The sequence below is a fragment of the Pseudomonas sp. Irchel s3f19 genome (assembly GCF_900187555.1).
In the GTDB taxonomy this organism is placed as follows: domain Bacteria; phylum Pseudomonadota; class Gammaproteobacteria; order Pseudomonadales; family Pseudomonadaceae; genus Aquipseudomonas; species Aquipseudomonas capeferrum.
The window spans coordinates 262,668-288,695 of record NZ_FYDW01000003.1 but is presented as its reverse complement, the minus strand read 5'-3'; the positions used below and the strand labels follow the sequence as shown (position 1 = coordinate 288,695).

Sequence of the window (26,028 nt, the reverse complement as noted above, 5' to 3'; positions counted from 1 at the left end):
CAGCAACCCGGAGCCCCGTTCATTCCAGTGAGCGGGGCTTTTGCGTACCAAGGCATAATGCACGCCGCGCAGGTTGCGGCAGCACGACAAGGTGATCGATGTGGTGAAGAAGACGCTGTTCCAATTGCACTGGTTCTTTGGCATCACCGCTGGCCTGGTGCTGGCCTTGATGGGCATTACCGGGGCGATCTGGTCGTTTCAGGAAGAACTGCTGCGTGCGTTCAATGCCGATGTGCTGAAGGTAGAAGTGCGCCCCGAGGGCGTGCTGCCGCCCGCCGAACTGGTGCAGCGGGTCGAGGCTGCGCAAGGCGAGAAGGTGTCGATGCTGTGGGTCGACCTTCATCAGGGCAACGCAGCGCGAATCTTCTTCACCCCACCGCCGGGCCAGCGCCGCGGCGAGCTGCGCTATGCCGACCCGTACACCGGCGAGCTCAAGGGCGAAGTGGCCGGGCAGGATTTCTTCAACCTGATGCTCAACCTGCACCGTTTCCTGGCCATGGGCGACAGTGGTCGGCAGATCACCGGCGCCTGCACCCTGATACTGATCTTCTTCTGCCTCTCCGGCCTGTACCTGCGCTGGCCGCGCAAGGCACTCAATTGGCGGGTCTGGCTGACCTTCGACTGGGCCAAGAAAGGCCGCGCCTTCAACTGGGACCTGCACGCCGTGGCAGGTACCTGGTGCCTGCTGTTCTATCTGTTGTTCGCCCTCACCGGCCTGTTCTGGTCTTACGAATGGTATCGCCAAGGCCTGAACACCCTGCTGGCCGACGCGCCGGCAGCAGGCCAGCAGCAAAAGCGCGGCGAAGGCCGTGGCCGCCACGGGCCACAGAAGGTCGATAAAAACGCACCGCCGCTGGTGGTCGACTACGACGCCATCTGGGCCAGCCTCAAGGCTGCCGCAGGCCCCGGCCTGGCCGCCTACAACCTGCGCCTGCCACCGGCAGGTGGGCAACCGGCCAACTTGTTCTTCCTGCTGGACAACGCTGCGCACCCGCGCGCCTTCGACACCCTGATGCTGGACCCGGCCACCGGCCAGGTGAAAAACCACGACCGCTACGCCGACAAATCCTTCAAGGCGCAGTTGCTGCAGAGCGTTTACGCCCTGCACGTGGGCGAGTACTTCGGCCTGCCGGGGCGCATCATCGTCACCGTCGCCAGCCTGACCATGCCGCTGTTCTTCGTGACGGGTTGGCTGCTGTACCTCGACCGCCGCCGCAAGAAGCGCCAGGTGCGCGCCGCCCGCGGCAACGTCGACAGCGTCAACGCCGGCAGCGACAGCTGGCTGGTCAGCTTCGCCAGCCAAAGCGGCTTTGCCGAACAGCTGGCCTGGCAGAGTGCCGGGCAGTTGCAGGCTGCAGGCCTCCCGGTGCAGGTCCGCGCCTTGGCCGAACTGGGCGAGGATGACTTGCGCCAAGCCCGCCGTGCACTGTTCGTGGTCAGTACGTTTGGCGATGGCGAAGCCCCTGACAGCGCCCGCGCGTTCGAGCGCAAGGTGCTTGGCCAGCCGTGGGCGCTGAACAACCTCAACTACGCAGTGCTCGCCTTGGGCGACCGTCAGTATCCGCACTTCTGCGGTTTCGCCCGGCGCCTGCAGGCCTGGTTGGCTGAGCGCGGCGCCAGCACTGCGTTCAGCCCGGTGGAGGTAGACAGCGCCGACCCGGCGGCCCTGCAGCAATGGCAGCAGGCACTGGCGCAACTGACCGGCGCTCAGCCGGTAACGGCCTGGCAGCCAGCAAGCTTCGGCAACTGGACCCTGGTGCAACGCGCGCTGATGAACCCGGGCAGCCAAGGCCAGCCGGTTTACCTGATCGGCCTGCGTGCCGAAGCGCCCGCCAGCTGGCAGGCTGGTGACCTGGTGGAAATCTTGCCGCGCAATGGTCAGCCGCGGGTCGATGCCTTCCTCCATGGCCTGGGGCTGAATGCCGACACGTCCGTGCAGCTCGACGGCCTGAGCGAAACCTTGGGTCAGGCGCTGGCCAGCCGCCAGCTGCCGAGCCGGCGCGATCACCTGGTGGGGCTGCACGCCCAGGCGCTGGTCGATGCGCTGGTACCGATCGGCACGCGTGAATACTCCATCGCCTCGATCGCCAGTGACGGTGTGCTGGAGTTGATCGTGCGCCAGGAACGTCACCCCGATGGCACCCTCGGCCTGGGTTCCGGTTGGCTGACCGAGTACCTGCCGGTGGATGGCGCGCTGGGCTTGCGCCTGCGCCGCAACAGTGGCTTCCACCTGCCCGCGTCGCCGGCACCCATGATTCTGATCGGCAACGGTACCGGGCTGGCGGGTTTGCGCAGCCTGATCAAGGCACGCATCAACGCGGGCGAGCAGCGCAACTGGCTGTTGTTCGGTGAGCGTAACCGGGCCCACGACCTGCTGTGCGGTGATGAGCTGCAGGGCTGGCTGGGCAGCGGTGACCTGGCGCGCCTGGACCTCGCGTTCTCGCGGGATCAGGCAGAGAAGGTGTATGTGCAGGATGTGTTGCTGCAGCAGGCCGAAGCGGTCAAGCGCTGGGTCGCGGACGGCGCCTGTGTGTATGTCTGTGGCAGCCTGCAAGGGATGGCTGCCGGTGTTGATGCCGCGCTGAAGGGCATTCTCGGAGAAGCGTTGGTCGAGCAATTGATCGAAGAGGGGCGCTATCGGCGGGATGTGTACTGATCACTGCCACAACTGATGCAGCCCGCCTTTGTGTAGGAGCGGCCTTGCGTCGCGAACGGGCCGCGAAGCGGCCCCATCGATTTCAGCGCTGCCGCCAATATCCTGGGGCCGCTTCGCGGCCCGTTCGCGACGCAAGGCCGCTCCTACACAAGGGCCGGTGCTGACTCAGTGAAGCTCGAAAGTATCAGCATCCAGGTTAGCCGGGAACTTGCTGCGGTAAGCCGCCAGCTCCGCCGCCCGCAACACCACCGTGAACACCCCGTCCGCCTCGCCCGCGCTGAGCAGGCTCTCGCCCTGGAAGTCCAGCACCTGGCTGTCACCCGAATAAGCGAAGCCCTTGCCATCGGTGCCCACGCGGTTCACCGCCGCCACATAACACAGGTTCTCGATGCCGCGGGCCGGCAGCAGGCGGTTCCAGTGCTGGCGGCGCGCGGCCGGCCAGTTGGCGGTATACAGCAACAGGTCGGTGTCCTGGGCATCGCGGCTCCACACCGGGAAACGCAGGTCGTAGCAGATCAACGGGCGCACCCGCCAGCCCTTGATCTCGAACTGCACCTGGCGCTCGCCCGGGGTGTAGTGCTTATGCTCACCGGCCATGCGGAACAGGTGGCGCTTGTCATAGTGCAGGATCTCGCCATCCGGCCGTGCCCAAAGCAAGCGGTTGCGATGGCTGCCATCGGCGGCCTGGATGATCACGCTGCCGGTGACCACTGCGTCGATCCGCTTGGCCTGGGCCTTGAGCCATTTGTAGGTCGGGCCGTTCTCAGGCTCGGCCAGGCGTTGCGACTCCATGGAAAACCCAGTGGTGAACATCTCGGGCAGGATCACCAGGTCGACGTCACCCGCCTGGTCGAGCAATACCTCGAAATGCGCATAGTTGGCCTCGCGGTCATGCCAGGCCAAGGTGGTTTGCACCAGAGCGATTTTCAGGTTGGGCAGTGCACTCAGATCGCGCATAGTTTTTCCGCTGCTTGACGCAGCGTCTCCTCACGTTTGGCAAAGCACAGGCGCACCAGGCGTTGCTCGGGGATAGGTTGCTGGTAGAACACCGACACCGGAATGGTCGCCACGCCATGCTCACGGGTCAGCCACAGCGCCATGTCGACGTCGTTCAGGTCCGGGCGGATCTGCGAATAGTCCACCAGTTGGAAGTAGGTGCCGGCCGCGCGGCGGAAACTGAAGCGCGAACCCGCCAGCAAGTCGCAGAACAGGTCGCGCTTGGCCTGGTAGAAGCCGGGCAGTTGGTCGAGGTGCTCGGGGTGCTCGGCCATGAAGTCCGCCAGCGCGCACTGCAAAGGCGTCACCCCGCAGAAGTTGACGTACTGGTGCACCTTGCGCAGCTCTGCACTCAGGGCCGCTGGCGCAATCACGTAGCCGGTCTTCCACCCCGTCACATGGTAGGTCTTGCCAAACGAACTGACCACGAAGGCACGGCTATACAGCTCGGCATGGGCCAGTACGCTGGCGTGGCCTACACCGTCGTAGACCAGGTGTTCGTAGACTTCATCACTGCCCAGGTAGATATCGCGCTCGGCAATCAGCCGCGCCAACTGGTCCAGGTCTTCTCGGGTGATCAACGCGCCGCTGGGGTTGTGCGGCGAATTGAGGATGACCATGCGTGTGCGCGGGCTCAGGGCATCGCTGAACTTCTGCCAGTCGATGCGAAAGTCGCCGTCACTGAGTTGTACATGCACGCAACGTCCGCCGGCCAGCTCTACGGAAGGCTCATAGCTGTCGTAACAAGGGTCGAAGACGATCACCTCGTCACCGCTGTGGATCACCGCCTGAATGGCGCAGAAGATCGCCTCGGTGGCACCGGGGGTGATGGTCACTTCCTGATCGGCATCGACCTTGGCCCCATACAGGCGCTCGACCTTGGCCGCAACCTGCTGGCGCAGGGCCGGCAGGCCGGTCATCGGCGCGTACTGATTATGCCCGGCGGCCACATGCCGGCCCACTGCATCGAGCAGGGCCTGCGGGCCATTGAAGTCAGGGAAACCTTGGGAGAGGTTGAGCGCACCGGTCTGCACGGCGAGCTGGGACATGGTAGTGAAGATGGTCGTGCCGACATTCGGCAGTTTGCTGCGGATCATGGAGCCCTCTTTCCTGGGGACTGAGAGCTATAAGCTACAAGCTTCAAGCCACAAGAAAAAGCGGCATGCATCAACGCCTGCTTTTTCTTGCAGCTTTGAGCTTGTAGCTTGCCGCTAGTTAGCGCTTGTCGCGGCGCTTCTTCTCGGCCTTCTTGTGGTGCGACATCAAGCGGCGCTTCTTGTTGACCTGGCGATCGGTGAGGGTGTTTTTCTTGCCCTCGTACGGGTTTTCACCACCCTTGTACTCGATACGGATCGGCGTACCGACCAGCTTGAGCACGCGGCGATAGGTGTTTTCCAGGTAACGCGAGTACGATTTGGGAATGCTGTCGGTCTGGTTGCCGTGGATCACGATCAGCGGCGGGTTGGCCCCCCCCAAGTGCGCATAGCGCAGCTTGATGCGGCGGCCATTGACCAGCGGCGGCTGGTGCTCGCTCACGGCGTCTTCGAGGATCTGCGTCAGGCGGCTGGTCGGCCAGCGGGTTACCGCCGACATGAACGCGGCCTGTACCGACTTGTACAGGTTGCCCACGCCCGTGCCGTGCAGCGCGGAAATGAAGTGGATGTCGGCGAAGTCGACGAAGAATAGCCGGCGCTCCAACTCGGTCTTCACGTAGGCGCGCTCACCCGGCTCCATGCCATCCCACTTGTTCAGGGCGATGACGATGGCGCGGCCGGCTTCGAGGGCGAAGCCCAGCAGGTTCAGGTCATGGTCGACCACCCCTTCGCGGGCATCCATGACGAAGATCACGACGTTGGCGTCCTTGATCGCCTGCAGCGTCTTGACCACGGAGAACTTCTCGACTTCCTCGTGAATCTTGCCGCGCTTGCGCACCCCGGCGGTGTCGATGAAGGTGTACTTGTCGCCATCACGCTCGAACGGGATGTAGATACTGTCACGGGTAGTACCCGGCTCGTCGTAGACCACCACGCGCTCTTCGCCGAGCATGCGGTTGACCAGGGTCGACTTGCCGACGTTCGGGCGGCCGATGATGGCGATCTTGATGCCATCCTTTTCGCTCGGGCCAGGGATGCGCACGGCTTCCTCGCCTTCGGCGACGTCCTGGTCCAGCGCTTCGTCTTCGGCATCGCGTGGCAGGTGGCCGAGCACGGCTTCCATCAGGGCGCTGATACCACGGCCCTGGGAGCCCGCCACCGGGATGGCGTTGCCCATGCCCATCGGCGAGAACTCGGCGCGGGCGACGTCAGGGTCGATGTTGTCGATCTTGTTGGCGACCAGAATCGCCGACTTGTTCCGCTTGCGCAGGTGCTCGGCGATCATCAGGTCTGCTGCGGTCATGCCCGCACGGGCATCGACCAGGAACAGCACATAGTCGGCTTCTTCGATGGCCATGAGCGACTGCTCGGCCATCTTCTCGTCCATGCCCACTTCGTCACCGGTGATACCACCGGTGTCGATCAGGATGAAGGAACGACCCTGCCAGGAGGCATCACCATACTGGCGGTCACGGGTCAAACCCGACAGGTCACCGACGATGGCATCGCGGGTTTTGGTCAGGCGGTTGAACATGGTGGATTTGCCGACGTTCGGCCGTCCCACCAGGGCGATTACGGGAACCATGCGGCTCTCCACTCTTGAATTCTTGAAAATGCAAAGGCCGCTGCAAGGCAGCGGCCGGAGTTTGTGCGGCGTTTCCTACACCGCGGCTCAAGCCCGTTGGCGGACTTGAGCTTAGCTTCAGCGGACGGTCAGTGCCTCGAGCTTGCCGCTGTTGCCGAAGACGTAGATGGTGTCGCCGACCACCAAGGGCCGGGCGCGCAGGCCATCACTGTCGATTCGCTCGCGGCCGACGAAGCGGCCATCGACCTGGCTGAGCAGGTGCAGGTAACCCTCGAAGTCACCTACAGCCACGTAGCTGGAGAACACTTCCGGTGCCGACAGCTGACGGCGAGCCATGGAATCGTTGGTCCACAGGGCGCTGGAAGAGCGCTCGTCGACACTTTCAACGGTACCCGAGGCTTCGCTGACATAGACGTTACCGTAACCCTGGGCGACACCCACGTAGCTGGAAGCATCTCGCTGCCACAGCACACGGCCGCTTTCCAGGTCCAGGCCCGCTACGCGGCCCTGGTAGGTGCTGACGTACAGGGTACCACCGGACAGCAGCAAGCCGCCGTCGATATCCACTACGCGGTCCAGCTCGGAACGCCCCTGCGGGATGGCCACGCGGCTCTCCCACACCGGCACGCCGTTGCTGATATCCACCGCGATCACTTTGCCGGTGGACAGGCCGGCAACCGCCATGCGGTTGGTCACGATCGGCGCGCCGGTGCCCCGCAGGGTCAGCACGGCCGGGGTGCTTTCATAGATCCAGCGGCGGTCGCCGGTCGCGGCATCGAGGCCGATCAGGCGGTCGTCCTGGGTCTGCACCACCACCACGTCACCATTGTTGGCTGGTGGTGCCAGCACTTCACTGGTCACGCGTGAACGCCAGCGCTCTTCACCGGTGCTGGAGTCCAGCGCGATGACTTCGCCTTTGAGGGTACCGAGCATGACCAGCCCGTAACCCACACCGACAGCGCCCGACACCTGCAGGTCGAGGTCTTTTTTCCAGGCCACGTCGCCGGTGATACGGTCGAGGGCGAAGACTTCACCGTTGACGTCGGAGGCGTAGATACGGTCGTTTTCGATGGCCGGTACCAGGGTGTTGTACGTCTCGCCCTGGCCGTCACCGATCGAACGGCTCCACTGCTTCTTCAGTACCACTTCCTCGGTGAACTTGGTCAGCTCGGCCGGGGGCAGTTCCTTCTTGCTGTTGCTGCTGCAACCCGCGGCCAGAACGGCCAGGGTCAGCACTGCTGCTTGTTTCCAACCGATCACGTCAGGCGTCCCCTTTGGCCAGGTCATCCAGCTTCAATTGCAGGCCACCGACCGCCGCTTCATCGGACAGCGCGGCCTTGGCTTTTTCATAAGCGCTGTGGGCATCGTCGGCGCGACCAAGCTGTACCAGCAGGTCACCCTTCAATTCTTCGCGGCTGGCCAGGAACGCCTTGTCGGCGTCGCCGTCGAGCAGCTTGAGGGCCTCGTCGGCCTTGTCCTGGGCAGCCAGTACACGGGCCAGGCGCTGGCGCGAAATTTCGCCCAGCGTGGTATCGGCAGGCTTGTCCAGCACACCCTTGAGCTCGGCGGCGGCGTCGTCGAGCTTGCCGCTCTCGACCGCGACCTTGGCCACGAACAGGCTGCCATACTGGGCGTAGGCGGTACCGCCGAATTCGCTCTTGAGCTTGCCGGCCAGTTCCGCGACCTTGGTCGCGTCTGGCTGGCCGCTTGGCGTCAGGCTGGTCTCAAGCAATGCCTGGTACAGCTGCGAGGCACCTTGCGACTGGTTGTTCTGGTACTTGTGCCAGGTATTCCAGCCCAACACCACCACGCCGGCCAGCAGGGCACCGGTCAGCAGTGGCTTGCCGTTGCGGTTCCACCAGTCCTTGACCCCTGCCAGGTCATCATCATCTGTACTCGACACCCCAATACTCCTTTTCGCCTATTCGCTTGTTGAACCGCGTTACGCCTGAGCGATTGCGGTTTCCAGGTGCTCAGCCAGAGCATCCCAGGCAATGTTCTGTTGTTCGCCCTGGCCACGCAGGGGCTTCACGCCGATTTCCTGCTTGGCCAACTCGTCGTCGCCAAGAATCAGGGCCAACAGCGCGCCGCTCTTGTCGGCTTTCTTGAATTGGCTCTTGAAGCTGCCGCCACCAGCGTTGACCACCAGGCGCAGGCCCGGCAGGCGATCACGCAGGCTTTCGGACAGGCGCAGGCCAGCCAGCTCTGCCTGTTCACCGAAGGCGCAGAGGTAGACATCGACCTGACGGCTGATCGACTCGGGCACCTTGCCCAGGGTCTCCAGCAGCAGGATCAGGCGCTCGATACCCATGGCGAAACCTACACCAGTGGTCGGCTTGCCGCCCATCTGCTCGACCAGGCCGTCGTAGCGGCCACCGGCACAGACGGTGCCCTGGGCGCCGAGCTTGTCGGTCACCCACTCGAACACGGTCTTGCTGTAGTAGTCCAGGCCACGCACCAGCTTGGTGTTGATCACGAACGGGATGCCAGCCGCATCCAGACGGGCCTTGAGGCCCTCGAAGTGCACGCGGGACGCTTCGTCCAGGTAATCTTCGAGCTTCGGTGCACCGACCAGCACCGCCTGGGTGTTCTGGTCCTTGCTGTCGAGGATGCGCAGCGGGTTGCTCTTGAGGCGACGCTGGCTGTCTTCGTCCAGCTGCTCAAGGCGTGCCGACAGGAACTCGACCAGCGCATCACGGTAGCGCGCACGGGCTTCACTGGTACCCAGGCTGTTGAGCTCGAGCTTGACCGCGTCCTGGATGCCCAGCAGGCCCCACAGGCGCCAGGTCAGCATGATCAGCTCGGCGTCGATGTCCGGGCCATCGAGGTTGAACACTTCCACGCCGATCTGGTGGAACTGGCGGTAACGGCCTTTCTGCGGGCGCTCGTGGCGGAACATCTGGCCGATGTACCACAGTTTCTGCACCTGGCCGTTGCCGGTGATGCCATGCTCCAGCACGGCACGCACGCAGGCGGCGGTACCTTCAGGGCGCAGGGTGAGCGAATCGCCGTTGCGGTCCTCGAAGGTGTACATCTCTTTTTCGACGATGTCGGTCACTTCACCGATGGAGCGTTTGAACAGCTCGGTGAACTCGACGATCGGCGTGCGGATCTGGCTGTACCCGTAGGTATCCAGCAGACTGGCCACGGTGCCTTCAAAGTAGCGCCACAGTGGCGACTGTTCTGGCAGGATGTCGTTCATGCCACGGATGGCTTGCAGCGATTTGCTCACGAAAAGTCCTTACGAATGCTGTGTGTCAGCCACGGGCGATCAGCGCCGCGTCGGCCTCGGCCTTCTCGGCCGCTTTCTGGCGGATGAGCTTCTCGAGCTCATCGACCAGGTTGTCATTGGTTAGCTTCTGCGCCGGTTTGCCGTCGATGTAGATCAGGTTCGGCGTACCGCCGGTCAGCCCTACATGGGCTTCCTTGGCTTCGCCGGGGCCGTTGACCACACAACCGATCACCGCCACGTCCAGCGGTACCAGCAGGTCTTCCAGGCGCCCTTCCAGCTCGTTCATGGTCTTGACCACATCGAAGTTCTGCCGCGAGCAGCTCGGGCAGGCGATGAAGTTGATGCCACGCGAACGCAGGTGCAGCGACTTGAGGATGTCGTAGCCGACCTTCACTTCTTCGACCGGGTCAGCGGCCAAGGAGATACGAATGGTATCGCCGATGCCCTCGGCCAGCAGCATACCGAGGCCGACGGCGGATTTCACCGTCCCCGAACGCAGGCCACCGGCTTCGGTGATGCCCAGGTGCAGGGGCTGGATGATCTGCTTGGCCAGCAGGCGATAGGCTTCGACGGCCATGAACACGTCGGAGGCCTTGACGCTGACCTTGAAGTCCTGGAAATCCAGGCGGTCCAGGTGCTCGACATGGCGCAGCGCCGACTCGACCAGCGCCGCTGGGGTCGGTTCGCCGTACTTCTTCTGCAGGTCCTTTTCCAGGGAGCCTGCGTTGACGCCGATACGGATCGGGATACCGCGGTCACGGGCGGCATCGACCACCGCGCGTACACGGTCTTCACGGCCGATGTTGCCCGGGTTGATACGCAGGCAGTCGACACCCAGCTCGGCCACGCGCAGCGCGATCTTGTAGTCGAAATGAATGTCGGCGACCAGCGGCACACTCACCCGTTGCTTGATGCGGCCAAACGCTTCGGCGGCGTCCATGTCCGGTACCGAGACGCGCACGATGTCGACACCGGCATCGACCAGACGCTGGATCTGGCCGACAGTGGCGTCGACATCGTTGGTGTCGGTGTTGGTCATGCTTTGCACCGCGATGGGCGCATCACCACCCACCGGCACATTGCCGACCCAGATTTTGCGGGATTCGCGACGTTTGATCGGAGATTCGCCGTGCATGACTTACTGTCCCAACTTCAGGCGAGCAGTCTCGCCACTGGTGAACGGAGCAACATCGACGGCCTGGCCGTTGTAGCTGACCTGGGCGCCACGGGCAAAGCCCAGGCGTACCGCGAACGGCGGCTTGCCGGTCAGCTCGAGGTTGTCGCCCTTGCGCTTGACGGCGCTGAACAGCACCTTGCCGTTGCCGTCGGAGACCTGGGTCCAGCAATCGGCAGTGAACTGGATGGCGACCTTGGCGCTACCGGCAGGTACTGCGACCGGTGCGGCCGGCTCGGCGGCGGCGACCACAGGGGCAGCAGCGGCAGGTGCCGTGGCAGCAGGTGCTACTGCAGCCGGTGCTGGCGTTGGCGCCGTGGCTGCGGCGGGCACTTGTGCCTGCGCGGCCGGGGCTGGCGTTGCGTTTGCAGCTGGGGTTTGCGCAGGGCTGGCCGGCACTTGCTCGGCGGCGGCAAGCGGCTGTTCGCCAGCGGCCTGCTCCAGCGGCAACGGTGCGCTTTCGGGTTGCTGGCCTGCCGTCACGGCCTGGTCTTCAGGCTCGTCCAGCGGGTGGATCTGCGTGGTGCCGTCGGCGCTCTCGACCTCGACGTGCTCGAGGGCGATCTTGGCCAGGTCCTTGCCCCGCAAGCTGCCCTGGTCCTGCCACCAAACGAAACCACCACCGACCACTGCCACCAGCAGCAACAGGCTGACACCGCGCAGGATGTTGTGCGACAGGCGCACCGGTTCTTCGATGCGGCCCAGCGAATGCACTTCACTGCCCTTGGCGTGGGTACCGGTGTACTGGTCGAAGGCCTCGACCAACGCGGCCTGGTCCAGGTCCATCAGTTTGGCATAGGCGCGGATATAGCCACGGGCGAAGGTGTGCCCGGGCAGCTTGTCGAAGGCGCCGGTTTCCACGTGGTTCAACGAACTGACAGTGAGGTTGAGCTTGCGGGCCACCTCGGCTTGTGACCAGTCCCGCTTCTCACGGGCCTGGCGCAAAAGCTCACCGGGGTTCTGGCCAGGCGCTACTGCTACTTCGGGATGCGCGGCGTTCATCGTTGCTCCGACAGGTATTGCTGATATTCCGGCGTACCGGGATAAAGTCGTTGTAATTGCTGGCCCAGGTCGGCCAGTGTGCCCTGCTCGTCGAATACCCGGGCAAGGCGGCTGCCCAGCAGAAGGCTACGGGCGTCATGGTCGCTCAACCGGCTGAAACGATCGTAGTAGTCCAGGGCCGGCACATAATGCCTGTTTTCGTAGGACAACTCAGCCATTTCCAGCAACGCTCTCGGTTGCTGCGGGTTGAGTTGCAACGCTTTGAACAGATATGTGTGGGCCTGGTCACGACGTTCGAGCTTCAGGGCAGTCAGGCCAAGGTTCTCGTACACGCGGGAGCGTTCAGGATACAGGGTATCGGCGCTGGCCAGGCGAAACATCTGCTTGGCCTCGGCAAATCGCCCCTGAGCATAAAGGAAACTGCCGTAATTGTTGCGAATTCGCGTATCGCCAGGGCGTGCCTGCAGGGCTTTTTGAAAGTGTTTCTCGGCCAACCCCGGCTCACCCTGCGCCTGAAACACCAGCGCCAGGGCGGCGTGTGCGCCGGCATCGCTGGCGTCGAGGGCGAGGGCTTTGCCAAGCGGCGCCTTGGCCTGCTCGGTCAGGCCTTGTTGCAAATACCCAAGCCCAAGCTGCACATAAGCCCTGCCCGCCTCTTCCCGCCCCTGCCGACTGGCCAGCGGATCGCCCGCGCCGCCCGACACGCAGCCGGCCAGCAGCAAAAGCGCAAGGATCGACAGCGCGGCGCGCAGGCTCATGGCTAGGTTCTCGGTCAGTGGCGCGCGGCGCTGTCTGGCAGCTCGGCGTCGGCAGACAACTGGCGCACGGCGATGTAGCGCTCACTGCGGCGGGTGCGGTCGTTGACCTGGCCGACCAGCTGACCACAAGCGGCGTCGATGTCCTCGCCACGGGTGGTACGGGTGGTGACGTTGAAGCCGCCGTGGTGCAGCAGGTCCTGGAAGCGGCGGATAGCATTGTTGCTAGGACGCTCGTAACCGGAATGCGGGAACGGGTTGAACGGGATCAGGTTGATCTTGCACGGCACGTCACGCAGCAGCTCGATCATCTGTGCGGCGTGCTCGGGCTGGTCGTTGACGTCCTTGAGCAGGGTGTACTCGACCGTCAGCACGCGCTTGCCACCCAGGGTGGCCATGTAGCCCATGCACGACTCCAGCAGCACCTTCAACGGGTACTTCTTGTTGATCGGCACCAACTGGTTGCGCAGCGCGTCGTTCGGCGCGTGCAGCGACAGGGCCAGCGACACGTCGATGTGCTTGGCCAGCTCGTCGATCATCGGCACCACGCCCGAGGTGGACAAGGTGACGCGACGTTTGGAAATGCCATAGCCCAGATCATCCATCATGATCTTCATGGCGGCGATGACATTGTCGAAGTTCAGCAGAGGCTCGCCCATGCCCATCATGACCACGTTGGTAATCGCGCGGTCGACTTTGGCCGGGACGGTCCCGAAAGATTTGTTGGCAAGCCACACCTGGCCGATCACTTCGGCGGCGGTGAGGTTGCTGTTGAAGCCTTGCTTGCCGGTGGAGCAGAAACTGCAATCCAGGGCGCAGCCGGCTTGCGACGAGACGCACAAAGTGCCGCGGTCGTCGGTGGGAATGTAGACGGTCTCGACGCAGCTGCCGGAGGCAACGCGGATCACCCATTTACGGGTGCCGTCGGCGGAAATGTCTTCACTGACCACTTCCGGTGGGCGAATTTCGGCAACAGCCTCGAGCTTTTCGCGCAAGGCCTTGCCGACGTTCGTCATGGCGGCGAAATCATCGACGCCAAAATGGTGAATCCATTTCATCACCTGGCCGGCACGGAAGCGCTTCTCCCCGATAGAGTCGAAGAATTGTTCCATTTCCGGCTGGGTCAGGCCCAACAGGTTGATTTTGCCAGTAGATGTCGTCATGGATTCACCCTCACCCGTAAGCTTTCGCTTAGCGAGTGGTTACCTCGGTAGCAGCGAAGAAGTAAGCGATTTCGCGAGCAGCAGCAGCTTCGGAGTCCGAACCGTGAACGGCGTTGGCGTCGATCGACTCGGCGAAGTCAGCACGGATGGTGCCGGCAGCAGCTTCTTTAGGGTTGGTAGCGCCCATCAGCTCACGGTTCAGAGCGATTGCGTTTTCGCCTTCCAGAACCTGAACGACAACCGGACCGGAAGTCATGAAGGCAACCAGGTCGCCGAAGAAGCCGCGCTCGCTGTGCTCAGCGTAGAAGCCTTCGGCTTCGGCTTTGGACAGTTGCTTGATTTTCGAGGCAACGATTTTCAGGCCGGCGTCTTCGAAGCGAGTGGTGATCTTGCCGATGACGTTTTTGGCAACTGCGTCAGGCTTGATGATCGAGAAAGTACGTTGAACAGCCATGGAAAACTCCAGAAATATGAGTGTTGCGAAAAATTAAACCCGCGAATTATACGCGGGTTCCAGGGGATTGCCTAACCTGCAGCGTCGCGCTTAGTCGGCTTCATCAATCCAGGCCGCCTGGATGGCCTCGAGCACTTTCTCACCGCCGCGTGACGGATCGTCGCTGAACTCTGGCAATGCCAGCACCCAGCGGTGCAGATCGACGAAATTCACGTAACGAGGATCGACTTCCGGCTTGCTTTCTGCAAGCTGGATGGCGATCTCAAGTACATCAACCCATTTCAGACTCATGCAAAAATCCTCAGTGGGGCGCTTCGGCAGCGTGGTTGAGCGAATACTTGGGGATCTCGATGGCCAGGTCCTGGTCACCGACGACTACCTGGCAGCCGAGGCGCGACTGGGCCTCCAGGCCCCAGGCCTTGTCCAGCATGTCCTCTTCCAGCTCGTCGGCTTCATCGAGCGACTCGAAACCTTTGCGAACAATGCAGTGACAGGTGGTGCAGGCCTTTACGCCACCGCAGGCGCTTTCCATCTCGATGTGATGGTCGTGGGCCAGCTCCAGGATGTTGGTCCCGGGCGCGACCTCCACGGTCAGCCCCTCCGGGCAGAACTTCTCATGCGGCAGGAATGTCACCAGCGGCATCGGTTACTCCTCGATCTCATTCAGGTTGCGCCCGGCCAGTGCGGCTTTGACCGTCGAATCAAGGCGACGGGCGGCAAATGCATCGGTCACCTGCGACAGACGCTTGGTCTGTTGCTCGATGGCAGGGCCATCGGTGCCGGTCAGCAAATCACGCAGTTCTTGCATCTGGAATTCAATGGCTTCGCGTTCTTCGCTGCTGAGCAGCCGCTGGCCATCGGCGTCCAGGGCGCCCTGCACCGCTTCGAGCAGACGCTCGCCATCAACCTGGTGTTCACGCAGCTGACGCGCCTGCTTGTCGGTGCCTGCGTGCTCGAACGAATCCTTGAGCATGCGGGCGATCTCGCCGTCGGTCAGGCCGTAGGATGGCTTGACCTGAATGCTGGCCTCGACCCCCGACCCCAGCTCGCGGGCCGCGACGCTGAGCAGGCCATCGGCATCGACCTGGAAGGTCACGCGGATCTTCGCGGCGCCGGCAACCATCGCCGGGATGCCGCGCAGTTCGAAGCGCGCCAGGGAGCGGCAGTCGCTGATCAGCTCGCGTTCGCCCTGCAGCACGTGGATCATCATGGCCGACTGGCCATCTTTATAGGTAGTGAATTCCTGGGCACGCGCCACCGGAATGGTGGTGTTGCGCGGAATCACTTTCTCCATCAAGCCACCCATGGTCTCAAGGCCCAGGGACAGCGGGATGACATCGAGCAGCAGCAACTCGCCACCTTCGCGGCGGTTGCCAGCCAAGGTGTCGGCCTGGATGGCAGCACCGATGGCCACCACCTGGTCCGGGTCGATCGAGGTCAGCGGGGTGCGGCCGAACAGACTGCCGACAGCGTCACGTACGCGGGGTACGCGGGTCGAACCGCCCACCATCACCACGGCACCGACCTCTTCCAGCTCGACGCCGCTGTCGCGCACGGCGCGGCGGCAGGCCTTGAGGCTGCGGGCGACCAACGGCTCGATCATGGCTTCAAAGGCCGCGCGGCTCAGCTCGCCCTGCCAGGCACCGTGGCGGACGCTGACAACGTCGGCATCGGTCAGGGCTTCCTTGGCGGCGCAGGCGGCCTGCAGCAACTGGCGCTGGGTGGCGGGGTCGAGATCGGAGGACAGGCCAGCCTGCTCGATGATCCAGCCAGCAATGGCATGGTCGAAATCATCGCCGCCCAGGGCGGTATCGCCGCCGGTGGCCAGCACTTCGAAGACACCGGCCGTCAGGCGCAGGATGGAAATGTCGAAGGTACCGCCACCCAGGTCATAGATGGCCACAACGCCTTCGGCGTTCTGGTCCAGGCCATAGGCCACGGCCGCTGCGGTCGGCTCGTTGAGCAGGCGCAGCACATTGAGGCCGGCCAGGCGCGCAGCGTCCTTGGTGGCCTGGCGCTGGGCGTCGTCGAAATAGGCCGGCACGGTGATCACCGCCCCCACCAGATCGCCGCCGAGGGTTTGCTCGGCGCGCTCACGCAGCACCTTGAGGATATCGGCGGACACCTCCACCGGGCTTTTCGGCCCCTGGACGGTGTCGATGAACGGCATGTGCGACTCACCGCCAATAAAGCGGTAAGGCAGCTGTTCGCCCAATTGCTTGACGTCGGCCAGACCACGCCCCATCAGGCGCTTTACCGACAGCACGGTGTTCAGTGGGTCGCTGGAAGCGGCATCGCGCGCAGCCTGCCCGACTTCGCTGCGCCCTTCGAGGTAGCGCACCGCAGACGGCAGAATGACATTACCCTGCGCATCGGGCAGGGGCTCACTACGACCGCTGCGCAAGGCGGCGACCAGAGAATTGGTGGTACCCAGGTCGATACCCACCGCCAGGCGACGCTGGTGCGGCTGAGGGGTCTGACCGGGTTCGGCGATCTGCAGTAGGGCCATGCTTATCTGAATACCTTAGGCGTCATCACGAAAGACACCGGGTTAATCGTCGAGGCGCTCTTCCAGTTGGCGCACTTCTTGGGCGAGCTTGTCGAGGAATTGCATGCGGCGCATCAGGCGCTCGGCCTTCTCGCGCTCGTCTGCAACGTCCCAACAGGCGGCGAAGTCCTCGTTCAGCGTGTCCTGGGCGACCTTGAGGCGCTTCTTGAACACGCCGACACCCTCAAGGTCGGCTTCGTCCTGCAGCTCTTCGAGCTCTTCGCGCAACTGCATCTGCTGCAACAGGAAGTCGGGGTCGTGGACCGTGACTTCCTGAGGCACTTCATGGCCACCGATGGCCAGCAGGTAGCGGGCTCGGCGCGGCGCATTACGCAGGGTCTGGTAGGCGTCGTTGAGGGCTGCGGATTTTTCCAGCGCTACGCGCTGCTCACGCTCGGAGGCGTCGGCAAAGCGATCAGGATGGACTTCGCGGGCCAGCTCGCGGTAGCGAGTGGCCAGCTTGTCGAGATCCAGGCGGAAGCTTGGCTGGAGGTCAAACAGTGCGAAATGACAAGGAGTACCCACAGCCAGCCTCAGACGTTGAAGCTTTCGCCGCAGCCACACTCACCGCGCACGTTGGGGTTGTTGAACCTGAAGCCTTCGTTCAACCCTTCCTTGACGAAGTCCAGTTCGGTGCCGTCGAGGTACACCAGGCTCTTGGGATCGATGATCACCTTGACGCCATGGTTCTCGAACACCGTGTCTTCGTCAGCCAGCTCGTCGACGAACTCCAGCACGTAGGCCAGGCCCGAACAACCGGTGGTGCGCACGCCCAGGCGAATACCTTCGCCCTTGCCGCGCCCCTCGAGGGAACGCCGCACATGGTTGGCGGCGGCTTCTGTCATGCTGATAGCCATCAGAACTCCTTACCTCGCAACAGGCGACTTAGATCAAGCCTTTCTTCTGCTTGTAATCGCGTACGGCTGCCTTGATGGCATCCTCGGCGAGTACCGAGCAGTGGATCTTGACCGGCGGCAACGCCAGTTCTTCGGCCAGCTGGGTGTTCTTGATGGTTTCGGCTTCGTCCAGGGTCTTGCCCTTCATCCACTCGGTGGCGAGGGAGCTGGAGGCGATGGCCGAACCGCAGCCGTAGGTCTTGAACTTGGCGTCTTCGATGACGCCCTGCTCGTTGACCTTGATCTGCAGACGCATCACGTCACCGCAGGCCGGCGCGCCGACCATGCCGGTACCGACATCCGGGTCCTCGGCATTCATCTTGCCGACGTTGCGCGGGTTTTCGTAGTGGTCGATGACCTTTTCACTGTATGCCATGGTGCAATTCCTTCCTCATCAGGGAGCCGCTCTTGCCGGCGACTGCTTAGTGGGCGGCCCACTCGATCTTGGAGATGTCAACGCCGTCTTTGTACATGTCCCACAGCGGCGACAGCTCACGCAGTTTGTTAACGGCCTCGCAGACTTTCTGCGCGGCGTAGTCGACTTCTTCTTCAGTGGTGAAGCGGCCGAAGGAGAAGCGGATCGAGCTGTGCGCCAGCTCGTCATTGCGGCCCAGAGCGCGCAGTACGTACGACGGCTCGAGCGAAGCGGAGGTACAGGCCGAACCGGACGATACCGCGATGTCCTTCAGCGACATCAGCAGCGACTCGCCTTCGACGTAGTTGAAGCTCAGGTTCAGGTTGTGCGGTACACGGGCGGTCTGGCTGCCGTTGACGTACAGCTCTTCGAGGTCCGAAACCTGCTTGAAGAAGCGGTCGCTCAGGGCCTTGATGCGCACATTTTCACTGGCCATCTCTTGCTTGGCGATGGCGAACGCCTCGCCCATGCCGACGATCTGGTGGGTTGGCAGGGTGCCCGAACGCATGCCGCGCTCATGGCCACCGCCGTGAATGATTGCCTCGAGGCGCACACGCGGCTTGCGGCTGACGTACAGTGCGCCGATGCCTTTGGGGCCGTAGACCTTGTGCGCCGAGAACGACATCAGGTCGACCTTCAGCTTCTGCACATCGATCTCGACCTTGCCGGCCGACTGGGCCGCGTCGACATGGAACAGCACGCCGCGCGAGCGGGTCAGCTCACCGATGGCGGCGATGTCGTTGATCGAGCCGACTTCATTGTTGACGTGCATCAGCGAGACCAGAATGGTGTCGTCGCGCAGCACGGCCTCGACCATGGCCGGGGTGACGATGCCGTCTTCGCCTGGCTCCAGGTAGGTGACTTCGAAACCTTCACGCTCGAGCTGGCGAGCGGTATCCAGGACCGCCTTGTGCTCGATCTTGGAGGTGATGATGTGCTTGCCCTTGGTCTGATAGAAGTGCGCGACACCTTTGAGAGCGAGGTTGTCGGACTCGGTGGCACCGCTGGTCCAGACGATTTCACGCGGATCGGCGTTGATCAGTTCGGCGACCTGGCGACGACCGTTCTCGACCGCTTCCTCGGCTTTCCAGCCGAAGACGTGGGAGCGCGAAGCCGGGTTACCGAAGTTTCCGTCGACCAGCAGGCAGTCGGCCATCTTCTGGGCGACACGTGGGTCGACCGGGGTGGTCGCGGAGTAATCGAGGTAGATCGGCAACTTCATGGATATCTCCTATCAGGCGGTGGCGTCGCTCGTCGCTGTTATAAAGGTCAGTCGACGGCGGACGTCTCAATCTTGTCCAACTGGGCGGATCGGCCTGCGACACGACGCAGGTCCTGGCGCTGGGCGACTTCCTGCACCTCACGGCGCTTGACGAGGTCGGCCAGGCTGATGCCGCTGAGGAATTCATGGATCTGCTGGCTGAGATCGCACCACAGGTGGTGGGTCAGACAGGTATCACCGGCATGGCAATCCCCTAGGCCCTGGCAACGGGTGGCATCGACCGATTCGTTGACCGCGTCGATGACCTGAGCCACCTGGATGGTTTCCATGCCCCGCGACAGCTGATAGCCACCGCCTGGACCGCGCACACTGGATACCAGGCTGCTGCGGCGCAGCTTGGCGAACAGCTGCTCCAGATAAGAGAGGGAAATGCCCTGGCGCTCGGAAATGTCGGCCAAAGACACGGGCCCATGCTGCGCGTGCAACGCCAGGTCGAGCATGGCTGTCACGGCGTATCGGCCTTTAGTAGTCAGTCGCATGGCTATTGGGTACCACGGGAGTTACAGGATGTGAGCGAGTATGCGATTCCCGAGCATTTAAGTCAACTATTAGACCTACTGCTTTAGTCGGGTTTTACGTCGGGAGGCGGGCGCGATTGTAGCAGACGAGGGGCGTGAGCACACGCCCCGTATGTCACCACGGTTTCAGCGCGACGCGATCAATGCGCCTGAGTGTCGCGCTGGGCGGCCTGGGCAGCTTCGGTGAAGTCATCCTCCGGCAGTGCCGGCAACTCCTTGGCACAGTAGTCGCTGCCCATCTTGGTCAGCGCGCCGCACATGCCCTCCAGGCGCTCATCCACCGCTTGCAGGTGGTCGAGCATCTGCCCGATGGCACGTGCGACCGGGTCTGGCATGTCGCCACTGACGCCATACGCATCGAAACCGATCTTCTCGGCCATGGCCTTGCGCCGGGCTTCGACTTCGTTTTCTTCGCTCTTGACGATGATGCGGCCCGGGATACCCACTGCGGTCGCCCCCGCCGGCACGGCCTTGGTCACCACCGCATTGGAGCCGATCTTGGCCCCGGCACCGACGGTGAACGGGCCCAGCACCTTGGCCCCCGCCCCCACCACCACGCCGTTTTCCAGGGTCGGATGGCGCTTGCCTTTATTCCAGCTGGTGCCGCCCAGGGTCACACCCTGATAAAGCGTGACGTCGTCGCCGATCTCGGCAGTCTCGCCGATGACGATCCCCATGCCATGGTCGATGAAGAAACGCCGGCCAATGGTGGCGCCAGGGTGGATCTCGATCCCGGTCATCCAGCGCCCGAAGTTCGACACCAGCCGGGCCAGCCACTTGAAATCACGCGTCCACAAGGCATTGCCCAGCCGGTGCAGCCAGATGGCATGCATGCCCGGGTAGCAGGTCAGCACCTCGAAGGCGTTGCGCGCTGCCGGGTCACGATGGAATACGCTTTGAATATCTTCACGCAGGCGTTCGAACATCTGTCAGTCCTTCCTTTTATGCGGTTCGCCCCGAGCCACTTTCTGGGTCTCGGTGAGGATGCCGCGCAAAATGCTCATTTCCGGACGGTTCACCGAGCTGCGCCCGTACAGCCGACGCAGGCGCGCCATCAGGTGCTTGGGCTTCTCGGGGTCAAGGAAGCCGATGTCCACCAGGGTCTTTTCCAGGTGGTCGTAGAACAGCTCCATTTCGTCCATGGTCGCCAGCTCGCTGGCGTCGGCCTTCTCGACTTTCGCCGGGGCATCCTCGGCTGCCAGCCAGGCCATGCGCACCTCATAAGAGAGCACCTGGACCGCGGCGGCCAGATTCAGCGAGCTGAAGTCGGGGTTCGAGGGAATGTGCACGTGGAAGTGACATCGCTGCAGTTCGTCGTTGGTCAGGCCGGCGTGTTCGCGACCGAACACCAGGGCGATTTCCTCGCCGCCCAGCGCATGCTCCACAGCCTTGGCCCCGCATTCGCGAGGGTCGATCAATGGCCAGGGGATGCTGCGCTCGCGGGCACTGGTACCCATCACCAGGTTACAGCCGACCAGCGCCTGCTCAAGGCTGTCGACAACCTGGGCGTTACCCAGCACATCGTCGGCGCCCGAGGCCCGGGCACTGGCTTCGGCATCGGGAAACGCTTTTGGCTGCACCAGCACCAGACGCGACAAGCCCATGTTTTTCATGGCACGCGCAGCGCCGCCGATGTTGCCGGGGTGGCTGGTATTGACCAGAACAACACGAATATTTTGCAGCACGGTGTTGTGCTCTCAGAGGCAGATATCAGGGCCTTCGATCTTACAGAACCGACAGACGTAACGCCATGAAAGCAAATGTGACACTTCTGCCGTCAAAGTTTTCTGCTAGAATGATCGGCTTTCTTCTTTAACATCTCCAGGTGACCCGCCCATGCAGCCTATGCTGAATATCGCCCTGCGCGCCGCTCGCAGCGCCAGTGAACTGATTTTCCGCTCCATCGAACGCCTGGATAGCATCAAGGTCGATGAGAAAGAGGCCAAGGACTACGTTTCCGAAGTCGATCGCGCCGCCGAGCAGAAAATCGTCGACGCCCTGCGCAAGGCCTACCCGAACCACTCCATCCAGGGTGAAGAGACCGGCATGCACGCGGGCACCGGCGAAGAAGGCAAGGACTACCTGTGGATCATCGACCCACTGGACGGCACCACCAACTTCCTGCGCGGCATCCCTCATTTCGCTGTCAGCATCGCCTGCAAATACCGTGGTCGCCTTGAGCACGCTGTGGTTCTCGACCCGGTTCGCCAGGAAGAATTCACCGCCAGCCGTGGCCGTGGCGCCCAACTCAATGGCCGCCGCCTGCGCGTCAGCTCGCGCACCAGCCTGGAAGGCGCCCTGCTGGGCACCGGTTTCCCGTTCCGTGACAGCCAGATGGCCGACCTGGACAACTACCTGGGCATGTTCCGCGCCCTGACTGGCCAGACTGCAGGCATCCGCCGCGCAGGCTCCGCCAGCCTGGACCTGGCTTACGTCGCCGCCGGCCGCTTCGATGCATTCTGGGAGTCGGGCCTGTCCGAGTGGGACATGGCTGCAGGCGTACTGCTGATTCAAGAAGCAGGCGGCCTGGTAAGCGACTTCAACGGTGGCCACGACTTCCTCGACAAGGGCCACATCGTCGCGGGCAACATCAAGTGCTTCAAGGCAGTACTGACGGCTATCCAGCCGCACCTGCCAGAGAGCATGAAGCGCTAAGTACCGTTGGCGTTATAAAGAAGCACCCCTCGGGGTGCTTTTTTTATGGCGACGTATTGTGCTCGACACTTCACCAGCCTTACAACGTATTGATATAACAGCCGCACGGCAGCCGCGGCCTATTCAATGGCAGTTATTCTTGATGGCCGCCTCCAATGCCGACGTCGTCTTCTCATTCAACTCGATGCGCAACGCCACCGCACGCTCGACACCAATTTGCAACGCCGGGCCGAAGCGGCTGATATCCAACCCCAGGCGGATCAACATTTTCTCGACCCCCACCGTGGTCACCGTGACGAACTGTTTCACGCCACAGCCAATGGCATAGCTGACGATCGCATGAATAGCCTGCGTGGTGCCCTGGGAGAAGCCGAACCGATTGCCGTCCGGCAGCTCGATGGCAAAGCGGCTCAGCTCCCAGATGGCGTCGGAGCACGGTGCAGGATGCCCATGCAGCAGTTCGGGGAAGGTATGCGCCAGCATGTTCGGGCCCGTGGTCGGCAGTATCCGCCAGCACCCACAGACATAGCCCGCCTCGTCATCGCGGTTGATGATCATGTAATAGGGGTCGAGCGCATCGTAGCCATCGATCTCCATGTCATTGATCAGCGGGATGTCCCACATCTTTTTAACTTTGAAGATACGTGCCCGAAGTTTATGCATGGCATTCAGCGCTTGCGGGTCGATGTTAGTGCGGCGATCAATGGAGATAAGCATAGGGGCAATTACCGGCAGGGGTTTGAATTGCCACCCACGGTATATTCATGCCGGTTAAATAAAATCCTACCTAATTTGGGAGGTGGCCGACATTAACCAGACTTGTTAATTTTTCGGCTTTTGCAGGATTGATTCCCGATGAAGCTACTCAATACCTCAGCTGTGCGCGAGGTCGCCCATCAAGCCATCAGCCTGCGCCTGGGCCTCAAGCAGAGCCAGACCGAATTCTGGTCAAGGTTCGGCATCAGCCAGGCCTGCGCCAGCCGCATCGAATGCACCAGTCAAGTGCCCGCCCCGGTGTATATCCTGCTGCGCCTTTACCTCAGCGGTCGCCTGGAGGAAAGCGACCTGGCCCAACGCCCGCAGTGACACTCAGGGCGTGATCGATTTTTGCTGGATGGCTTTGAGCACCGCCATCTGGCGCGAGCTGACCTGGAACTTGCGGCGGATGTTCTTGAAGTGGAAGTCGATGGCCGAGGTCGTGCACGACAGAATCATCGAAATTTCCCAGGTGGTCTTGCCTGCTGCGCTCCACTGCAGCACCTCTTTTTCCCGGCTCGTCAGGTGCACGGGTGTGGAGCATTCGATGCGTGCCTTGAGCATCCCTTCCATCGCGTAATCGCGCAGCAGGGTCGCCATAGGCAAGGACTCGATCATCGTAGCAGTCGCTCGCGGACCACTTTCAGAGGGTTTCAGGCAGAGCATGCCCGCCTCGCCGCGCGGACCATGCAAGGGCAGCGCAAGGCCTTGCTGCAAGCCATGTGCGGCGGCTTCTTCGAAGAATTCCGACTCTGAGGGACGGCGGTAGTTGTCCCGGTCCCAGAGCAGTGGCCGGTTTGCGTTCAGGCAGTGCTGAACCACCGGATCGACCGCAGCGTAGGACTCGGCGTCGTAACGTGTGCGCCACGCATCAGGGTAGTCGCTGTAGATCAGCACCTGCTGATTGGCGTCAGTGGGCGCAGGCTTGAGACCGATCAGAAAGTTCGAGTATCCCAGCTTGCGGGTCAGGATTTTAAGGTGAGCCAGCCAGTCCTCAAAGCGCTCCATTTCGCTGAGTCGCAGCAGCTCATCCATTACCAGTAGGGTCATTCCCTTCCTCGTAGGCACCGTTTGACGGTGGTCTCATGGCGAGACAACACGCGAGGGAATATCGACTCCCTCATTCAGGTGGGTCGATAAGATAGTTACATGGCACATTGAAATCAACGTGCATAGAGTGCTCGCCGACGAGAAGCAAGCGGTCGCAGACACTAGTCAGTTGCCCAACCCGCCACAACCTCCCTGTTCTGGGAGGTACCAGGCGCTGCGCGCAGCCTATTTACTAGCGTGGCACCAGCCTGCACCGGCAGGCAGCACCACGATGCACATGGACGGCACGGGAAAACACCTGAAGCTGTATTTCGGCTGACCCACAAGGAGCCCTCCTGCATGTTCCAGCAACAGTTCTTCAGCATGGTTGCGCGCCATCGCGACTACCCGGCGGTCGTCGACAGCCATGGCAAAACCCGCAGCTACGGCGAACTGCTGCAGGACATCGACCAGTTGCGCGCCAGGCTGCATGCTGCAGGCCTGCGCGAAGGTGATGTGGTAGCCACTCAACTGGGCAACAGTACCGGTTATGTGGCGCTGCTGTTTGCCATGGCAAGCCTGGGGCTGATTCACTGCCCCGTGAGCGTGGCCAGCAGCACACACCAGCGGGCAATGCGCCTGGGCCAGGTCGGCGCCGCCCTACTGATCACCGAAGCCGGCATAGTGCCGGCGGGCCTTGGTGTACCAGGCTTTACCCTCTATTCGCCCACACCTGTCAACCTCAAGACCCCAGCGTGGCGCGACTGCGCCGGGCTGATGCGCATGCAGGAAACCTCAGGCAGCACCGGCGCACCCAAACTTGCGCTGTGGCGCCAGGACCGGCTGTACCGTGAAATCATGCATTGGGTAGACAGCGCCGGCCTGGACGCCGGTGCGCGCTACCTGAATATCCATAGCCTCGATGGCGGGCATGCAGTAGACCTGCATGTATTCCCGGCTTTGCTGACGGGTGCGACGCTGTACCTGGGTGATGCGACCCAGGTTGAGCACACCCTGCGCACCCTGCACGAACAGCGCATCAGCGTGATGAGCGCACTGCCGTCGCAGTACCTGGAGCTGGCACAGGCCGCACAGAACACCGGCATCCGCCTGCCAGCACTGAGCAAACCTTTCTGCGGCGGCGCCTACCTGGACGACCATGTGGTGCTGGAAAGCGAGCGCCACCTGGGCGTGCACCTGAAAAGGATCTACGGCTCGACGGAGTTCGGCATGGTCCTGGCAAACTTCACGCCGAACCTGCAGGTCGGCTGCGGCATGCGCCCGGTAGGTGATGTCGAGGTGACGCTGGAACCGCTGGACCCCGCGCAACCGGAAGTAGGCGAAATCATCGCCCGCTCCACGCACCGCGGCTCGGGGTACTTCCCACCTGCACCGATCCCTTGCGAGGACCAGGCCTATGCCACCGGCGATATCGCCCGGCGCCTTGCCGACGGCAGCCTGATGCCGCTGGGGCGCGCGACGGATGCCCTGCTCACGCAACAAGGCATGCAGTTTGCCCCCGCCCTGGAAGCGCAGATCGCACAGGCCATGAAGTTCGAGCGCGTGGTGGTACTGGTAGACGAGCAGGATCGCCGGCGCGCCCATGTGATCGTGCAAGGCAACACGGCTGACGCACATGAGCGGTTGGCGAAACTGACCGGGGGGCTGGAACGCCTGGGCATTAGTGCCAGTATCGCAGTGCTTGAACGGATACCCATGACGCCGACCGGCAAGCCGGACCGCGTCCGGCTTCGCAAGCAGCTAGGCGCGCAGCAACAACTACGCTAGACCGGCTTGGGAGCGGGCTCGCCAGCCCGC

Annotated in this window: 27 protein-coding genes; 4 read left to right on the top strand and 23 right to left on the bottom strand. The window is 62.7% G+C overall.

All coding sequences use genetic code 11. The features are described 5' to 3' along the window. Positions 1-100 precede the first annotated feature (100 nt). Complete coding sequence (locus CKW22_RS09240; RefSeq protein ID WP_095064154.1) at positions 101-2,656, top strand: sulfite reductase flavoprotein subunit alpha; 2,556 nt, start codon at positions 101-103, stop codon at positions 2,654-2,656. A gap of 165 nt (positions 2,657-2,821) precedes the next feature. Here CKW22_RS09240 and CKW22_RS09235 read toward each other — a convergent pair whose 3' ends face one another. From CKW22_RS09235 to trmJ, 21 genes are all read right to left on the bottom strand, one after another. Continuing rightward, complete coding sequence (locus tag CKW22_RS09235) at positions 2,822-3,613, bottom strand: amidohydrolase (protein ID WP_033701169.1); 792 nt, start codon at positions 3,611-3,613, stop codon at positions 2,822-2,824. Continuing rightward, the gene (locus tag CKW22_RS09230; RefSeq protein ID WP_095064038.1) at positions 3,601-4,749 is read right to left on the bottom strand and encodes a pyridoxal phosphate-dependent aminotransferase; all 1,149 of its coding nucleotides are present in this window, start codon (positions 4,747-4,749) and stop codon (positions 3,601-3,603) included. Before CKW22_RS09230 ends, CKW22_RS09235 begins: the two co-directional genes overlap by 13 nt. A gap of 118 nt (positions 4,750-4,867) precedes the next feature. Continuing rightward, on the bottom strand, positions 4,868-6,331 hold the full coding sequence (gene der / locus CKW22_RS09225; RefSeq protein WP_033701174.1) for a ribosome biogenesis GTPase Der: 1,464 nt from the start codon (positions 6,329-6,331) through the stop codon (positions 4,868-4,870). A 117-nt stretch (positions 6,332-6,448) separates the two neighbouring features. Continuing rightward, positions 6,449-7,591, bottom strand: a complete 1,143-nt coding sequence (bamB, locus tag CKW22_RS09220) for an outer membrane protein assembly factor BamB (protein ID WP_033701523.1) — start codon at positions 7,589-7,591, stop codon at positions 6,449-6,451. A gap of 1 nt (position 7,592) precedes the next feature. Continuing rightward, a complete protein-coding gene (locus CKW22_RS09215) occupies positions 7,593-8,234 on the bottom strand; it encodes a tetratricopeptide repeat protein (protein ID WP_033701175.1) in 642 nt (213 codons plus the stop codon). A gap of 39 nt (positions 8,235-8,273) precedes the next feature. Next, complete coding sequence (gene hisS, locus CKW22_RS09210) at positions 8,274-9,563, bottom strand: histidine--tRNA ligase (protein ID WP_033701176.1); 1,290 nt, start codon at positions 9,561-9,563, stop codon at positions 8,274-8,276. Positions 9,564-9,588: 25 nt separating this feature from the next. After that, positions 9,589-10,698, bottom strand: coding sequence for a flavodoxin-dependent (E)-4-hydroxy-3-methylbut-2-enyl-diphosphate synthase (gene ispG / locus CKW22_RS09205; protein ID WP_033701177.1), 1,110 nt, complete (start codon positions 10,696-10,698; stop codon positions 9,589-9,591). A 3-nt stretch (positions 10,699-10,701) separates the two neighbouring features. Further along, the gene (locus tag CKW22_RS09200; protein ID WP_033701178.1) at positions 10,702-11,739 is read right to left on the bottom strand and encodes a RodZ domain-containing protein; all 1,038 of its coding nucleotides are present in this window, start codon (positions 11,737-11,739) and stop codon (positions 10,702-10,704) included. Beyond that, positions 11,736-12,497: a type IV pilus biogenesis/stability protein PilW gene (gene pilW, locus CKW22_RS09195; protein ID WP_033701179.1), complete on the bottom strand. Its 762-nt coding sequence runs from the start codon at positions 12,495-12,497 to the stop codon at positions 11,736-11,738. Before pilW ends, CKW22_RS09200 begins: the two co-directional genes overlap by 4 nt. Before the next feature lie 14 nt (positions 12,498-12,511). Continuing rightward, entirely contained in the window at positions 12,512-13,657 is a 1,146-nt protein-coding gene (rlmN, locus tag CKW22_RS09190; RefSeq protein WP_033701180.1) for a 23S rRNA (adenine(2503)-C(2))-methyltransferase RlmN, read from the bottom strand. Positions 13,658-13,685: 28 nt separating this feature from the next. Next, positions 13,686-14,111 (bottom strand): nucleoside-diphosphate kinase, encoded by a 426-nt coding sequence (ndk, locus tag CKW22_RS09185; protein WP_033701183.1) that lies wholly within the window; start codon positions 14,109-14,111, stop codon positions 13,686-13,688. Between the two features lie 90 nt (positions 14,112-14,201). Further along, positions 14,202-14,402 carry a Fe-S cluster assembly protein IscX gene (gene iscX / locus CKW22_RS09180; RefSeq protein WP_003248529.1) on the bottom strand — a complete coding sequence of 67 codons (201 nt, stop codon included), beginning with the start codon at positions 14,400-14,402 and terminating at the stop codon, positions 14,202-14,204. Positions 14,403-14,412: 10 nt separating this feature from the next. Continuing rightward, on the bottom strand, positions 14,413-14,754 hold the full coding sequence (gene fdx, locus CKW22_RS09175) for an ISC system 2Fe-2S type ferredoxin (protein ID WP_033701184.1): 342 nt from the start codon (positions 14,752-14,754) through the stop codon (positions 14,413-14,415). 3 nt (positions 14,755-14,757) lie between these two features. Beyond that, positions 14,758-16,620, bottom strand: a complete 1,863-nt coding sequence (gene hscA / locus CKW22_RS09170) for a Fe-S protein assembly chaperone HscA (RefSeq protein ID WP_033701185.1) — start codon at positions 16,618-16,620, stop codon at positions 14,758-14,760. 42 nt (positions 16,621-16,662) lie between these two features. Further along, the gene (gene hscB, locus CKW22_RS09165; protein ID WP_033701187.1) at positions 16,663-17,184 is read right to left on the bottom strand and encodes a co-chaperone HscB; all 522 of its coding nucleotides are present in this window, start codon (positions 17,182-17,184) and stop codon (positions 16,663-16,665) included. 8 nt (positions 17,185-17,192) lie between these two features. Then, the gene (gene iscA, locus CKW22_RS09160) at positions 17,193-17,516 is read right to left on the bottom strand and encodes an iron-sulfur cluster assembly protein IscA (protein ID WP_033701188.1); all 324 of its coding nucleotides are present in this window, start codon (positions 17,514-17,516) and stop codon (positions 17,193-17,195) included. 28 nt (positions 17,517-17,544) lie between these two features. After that, complete coding sequence (iscU, locus tag CKW22_RS09155; protein WP_003248539.1) at positions 17,545-17,931, bottom strand: Fe-S cluster assembly scaffold IscU; 387 nt, start codon at positions 17,929-17,931, stop codon at positions 17,545-17,547. A gap of 46 nt (positions 17,932-17,977) precedes the next feature. After that, the gene (locus CKW22_RS09150; protein ID WP_033701189.1) at positions 17,978-19,192 is read right to left on the bottom strand and encodes an IscS subfamily cysteine desulfurase; all 1,215 of its coding nucleotides are present in this window, start codon (positions 19,190-19,192) and stop codon (positions 17,978-17,980) included. Between the two features lie 47 nt (positions 19,193-19,239). Continuing rightward, positions 19,240-19,731: a Fe-S cluster assembly transcriptional regulator IscR gene (iscR, locus tag CKW22_RS09145; protein ID WP_027595541.1), complete on the bottom strand. Its 492-nt coding sequence runs from the start codon at positions 19,729-19,731 to the stop codon at positions 19,240-19,242. 179 nt (positions 19,732-19,910) lie between these two features. Continuing rightward, positions 19,911-20,696 (bottom strand): serine O-acetyltransferase, encoded by a 786-nt coding sequence (gene cysE / locus CKW22_RS09140; RefSeq protein WP_095064036.1) that lies wholly within the window; start codon positions 20,694-20,696, stop codon positions 19,911-19,913. A 3-nt stretch (positions 20,697-20,699) separates the two neighbouring features. Next, on the bottom strand, positions 20,700-21,455 hold the full coding sequence (gene trmJ, locus CKW22_RS09135) for a tRNA (cytosine(32)/uridine(32)-2'-O)-methyltransferase TrmJ (protein WP_033701191.1): 756 nt from the start codon (positions 21,453-21,455) through the stop codon (positions 20,700-20,702). A gap of 151 nt (positions 21,456-21,606) precedes the next feature. Between trmJ and suhB the strand changes: the two genes are divergently transcribed. Then, complete coding sequence (suhB, locus tag CKW22_RS09130) at positions 21,607-22,425, top strand: inositol-phosphate phosphatase (protein ID WP_033701193.1); 819 nt, start codon at positions 21,607-21,609, stop codon at positions 22,423-22,425. A gap of 123 nt (positions 22,426-22,548) precedes the next feature. On the opposite strand, the gene CKW22_RS09125 is transcribed toward suhB, so the two are convergent. After that, a complete protein-coding gene (locus tag CKW22_RS09125) occupies positions 22,549-23,142 on the bottom strand; it encodes an acyl-homoserine-lactone synthase (RefSeq protein WP_033701194.1) in 594 nt (197 codons plus the stop codon). 138 nt (positions 23,143-23,280) lie between these two features. Here CKW22_RS09125 and CKW22_RS09120 point away from each other — a divergent pair, with 138 nt between their 5' ends. Beyond that, complete coding sequence (locus CKW22_RS09120; RefSeq protein ID WP_027595536.1) at positions 23,281-23,511, top strand: hypothetical protein; 231 nt, start codon at positions 23,281-23,283, stop codon at positions 23,509-23,511. Between the two features lie 3 nt (positions 23,512-23,514). Here the strand turns inward: CKW22_RS09120 and CKW22_RS09115 are convergent, their stop codons facing one another. Continuing rightward, on the bottom strand, positions 23,515-24,231 hold the full coding sequence (locus CKW22_RS09115; protein ID WP_052040694.1) for a LuxR family transcriptional regulator: 717 nt from the start codon (positions 24,229-24,231) through the stop codon (positions 23,515-23,517). A gap of 339 nt (positions 24,232-24,570) precedes the next feature. Between CKW22_RS09115 and CKW22_RS09110 the strand changes: the two genes are divergently transcribed. Next, the gene (locus CKW22_RS09110) at positions 24,571-25,998 is read left to right on the top strand and encodes a class I adenylate-forming enzyme family protein (protein WP_095064035.1); all 1,428 of its coding nucleotides are present in this window, start codon (positions 24,571-24,573) and stop codon (positions 25,996-25,998) included. Positions 25,999-26,028: the final 30 nt, after the last annotated feature.

Excerpts from the sequence above, each read along its gene's own strand:
- CKW22_RS09110 (WP_095064035.1), top strand. The coding sequence starts at position 24,571 with ATGTTCCAGCAACAGTTCTTCAGCATGGTTGCGCGCCATCGCGACTAC.
- CKW22_RS09200 (WP_033701178.1), bottom strand. The coding sequence starts at position 11,739 with ATGAACGCCGCGCATCCCGAAGTAGCAGTAGCGCCTGGCCAGAACCCC.
- CKW22_RS09115 (WP_052040694.1), bottom strand. The coding sequence starts at position 24,231 with ATGACCCTACTGGTAATGGATGAGCTGCTGCGACTCAGCGAAATGGAG.
- hscA (WP_033701185.1), bottom strand. The coding sequence starts at position 16,620 with ATGGCCCTACTGCAGATCGCCGAACCCGGTCAGACCCCTCAGCCGCAC.
- iscR (WP_027595541.1), bottom strand. The coding sequence starts at position 19,731 with ATGCGACTGACTACTAAAGGCCGATACGCCGTGACAGCCATGCTCGAC.
- cysE (WP_095064036.1), bottom strand. The coding sequence starts at position 20,696 with ATGTTCGAACGCCTGCGTGAAGATATTCAAAGCGTATTCCATCGTGAC.
- iscX (WP_003248529.1), bottom strand. The coding sequence starts at position 14,402 with ATGAGTCTGAAATGGGTTGATGTACTTGAGATCGCCATCCAGCTTGCA.
- rlmN (WP_033701180.1), bottom strand. The coding sequence starts at position 13,657 with ATGACGACATCTACTGGCAAAATCAACCTGTTGGGCCTGACCCAGCCG.
- suhB (WP_033701193.1), top strand. The coding sequence starts at position 21,607 with ATGCAGCCTATGCTGAATATCGCCCTGCGCGCCGCTCGCAGCGCCAGT.
- CKW22_RS09230 (WP_095064038.1), bottom strand. The coding sequence starts at position 4,749 with ATGATCCGCAGCAAACTGCCGAATGTCGGCACGACCATCTTCACTACC.
- pilW (WP_033701179.1), bottom strand. The coding sequence starts at position 12,497 with ATGAGCCTGCGCGCCGCGCTGTCGATCCTTGCGCTTTTGCTGCTGGCC.
- CKW22_RS09235 (WP_033701169.1), bottom strand. The coding sequence starts at position 3,613 with ATGCGCGATCTGAGTGCACTGCCCAACCTGAAAATCGCTCTGGTGCAA.
- der (WP_033701174.1), bottom strand. The coding sequence starts at position 6,331 with ATGGTTCCCGTAATCGCCCTGGTGGGACGGCCGAACGTCGGCAAATCC.
- CKW22_RS09150 (WP_033701189.1), bottom strand. The coding sequence starts at position 19,192 with ATGAAGTTGCCGATCTACCTCGATTACTCCGCGACCACCCCGGTCGAC.
- iscA (WP_033701188.1), bottom strand. The coding sequence starts at position 17,516 with ATGGCTATCAGCATGACAGAAGCCGCCGCCAACCATGTGCGGCGTTCC.
- CKW22_RS09125 (WP_033701194.1), bottom strand. The coding sequence starts at position 23,142 with ATGCTTATCTCCATTGATCGCCGCACTAACATCGACCCGCAAGCGCTG.
- CKW22_RS09120 (WP_027595536.1), top strand. The coding sequence starts at position 23,281 with ATGAAGCTACTCAATACCTCAGCTGTGCGCGAGGTCGCCCATCAAGCC.
- fdx (WP_033701184.1), bottom strand. The coding sequence starts at position 14,754 with ATGCCGCTGGTGACATTCCTGCCGCATGAGAAGTTCTGCCCGGAGGGG.
- ispG (WP_033701177.1), bottom strand. The coding sequence starts at position 10,698 with ATGCACGGCGAATCTCCGATCAAACGTCGCGAATCCCGCAAAATCTGG.
- iscU (WP_003248539.1), bottom strand. The coding sequence starts at position 17,931 with ATGGCATACAGTGAAAAGGTCATCGACCACTACGAAAACCCGCGCAAC.
- ndk (WP_033701183.1), bottom strand. The coding sequence starts at position 14,111 with ATGGCTGTTCAACGTACTTTCTCGATCATCAAGCCTGACGCAGTTGCC.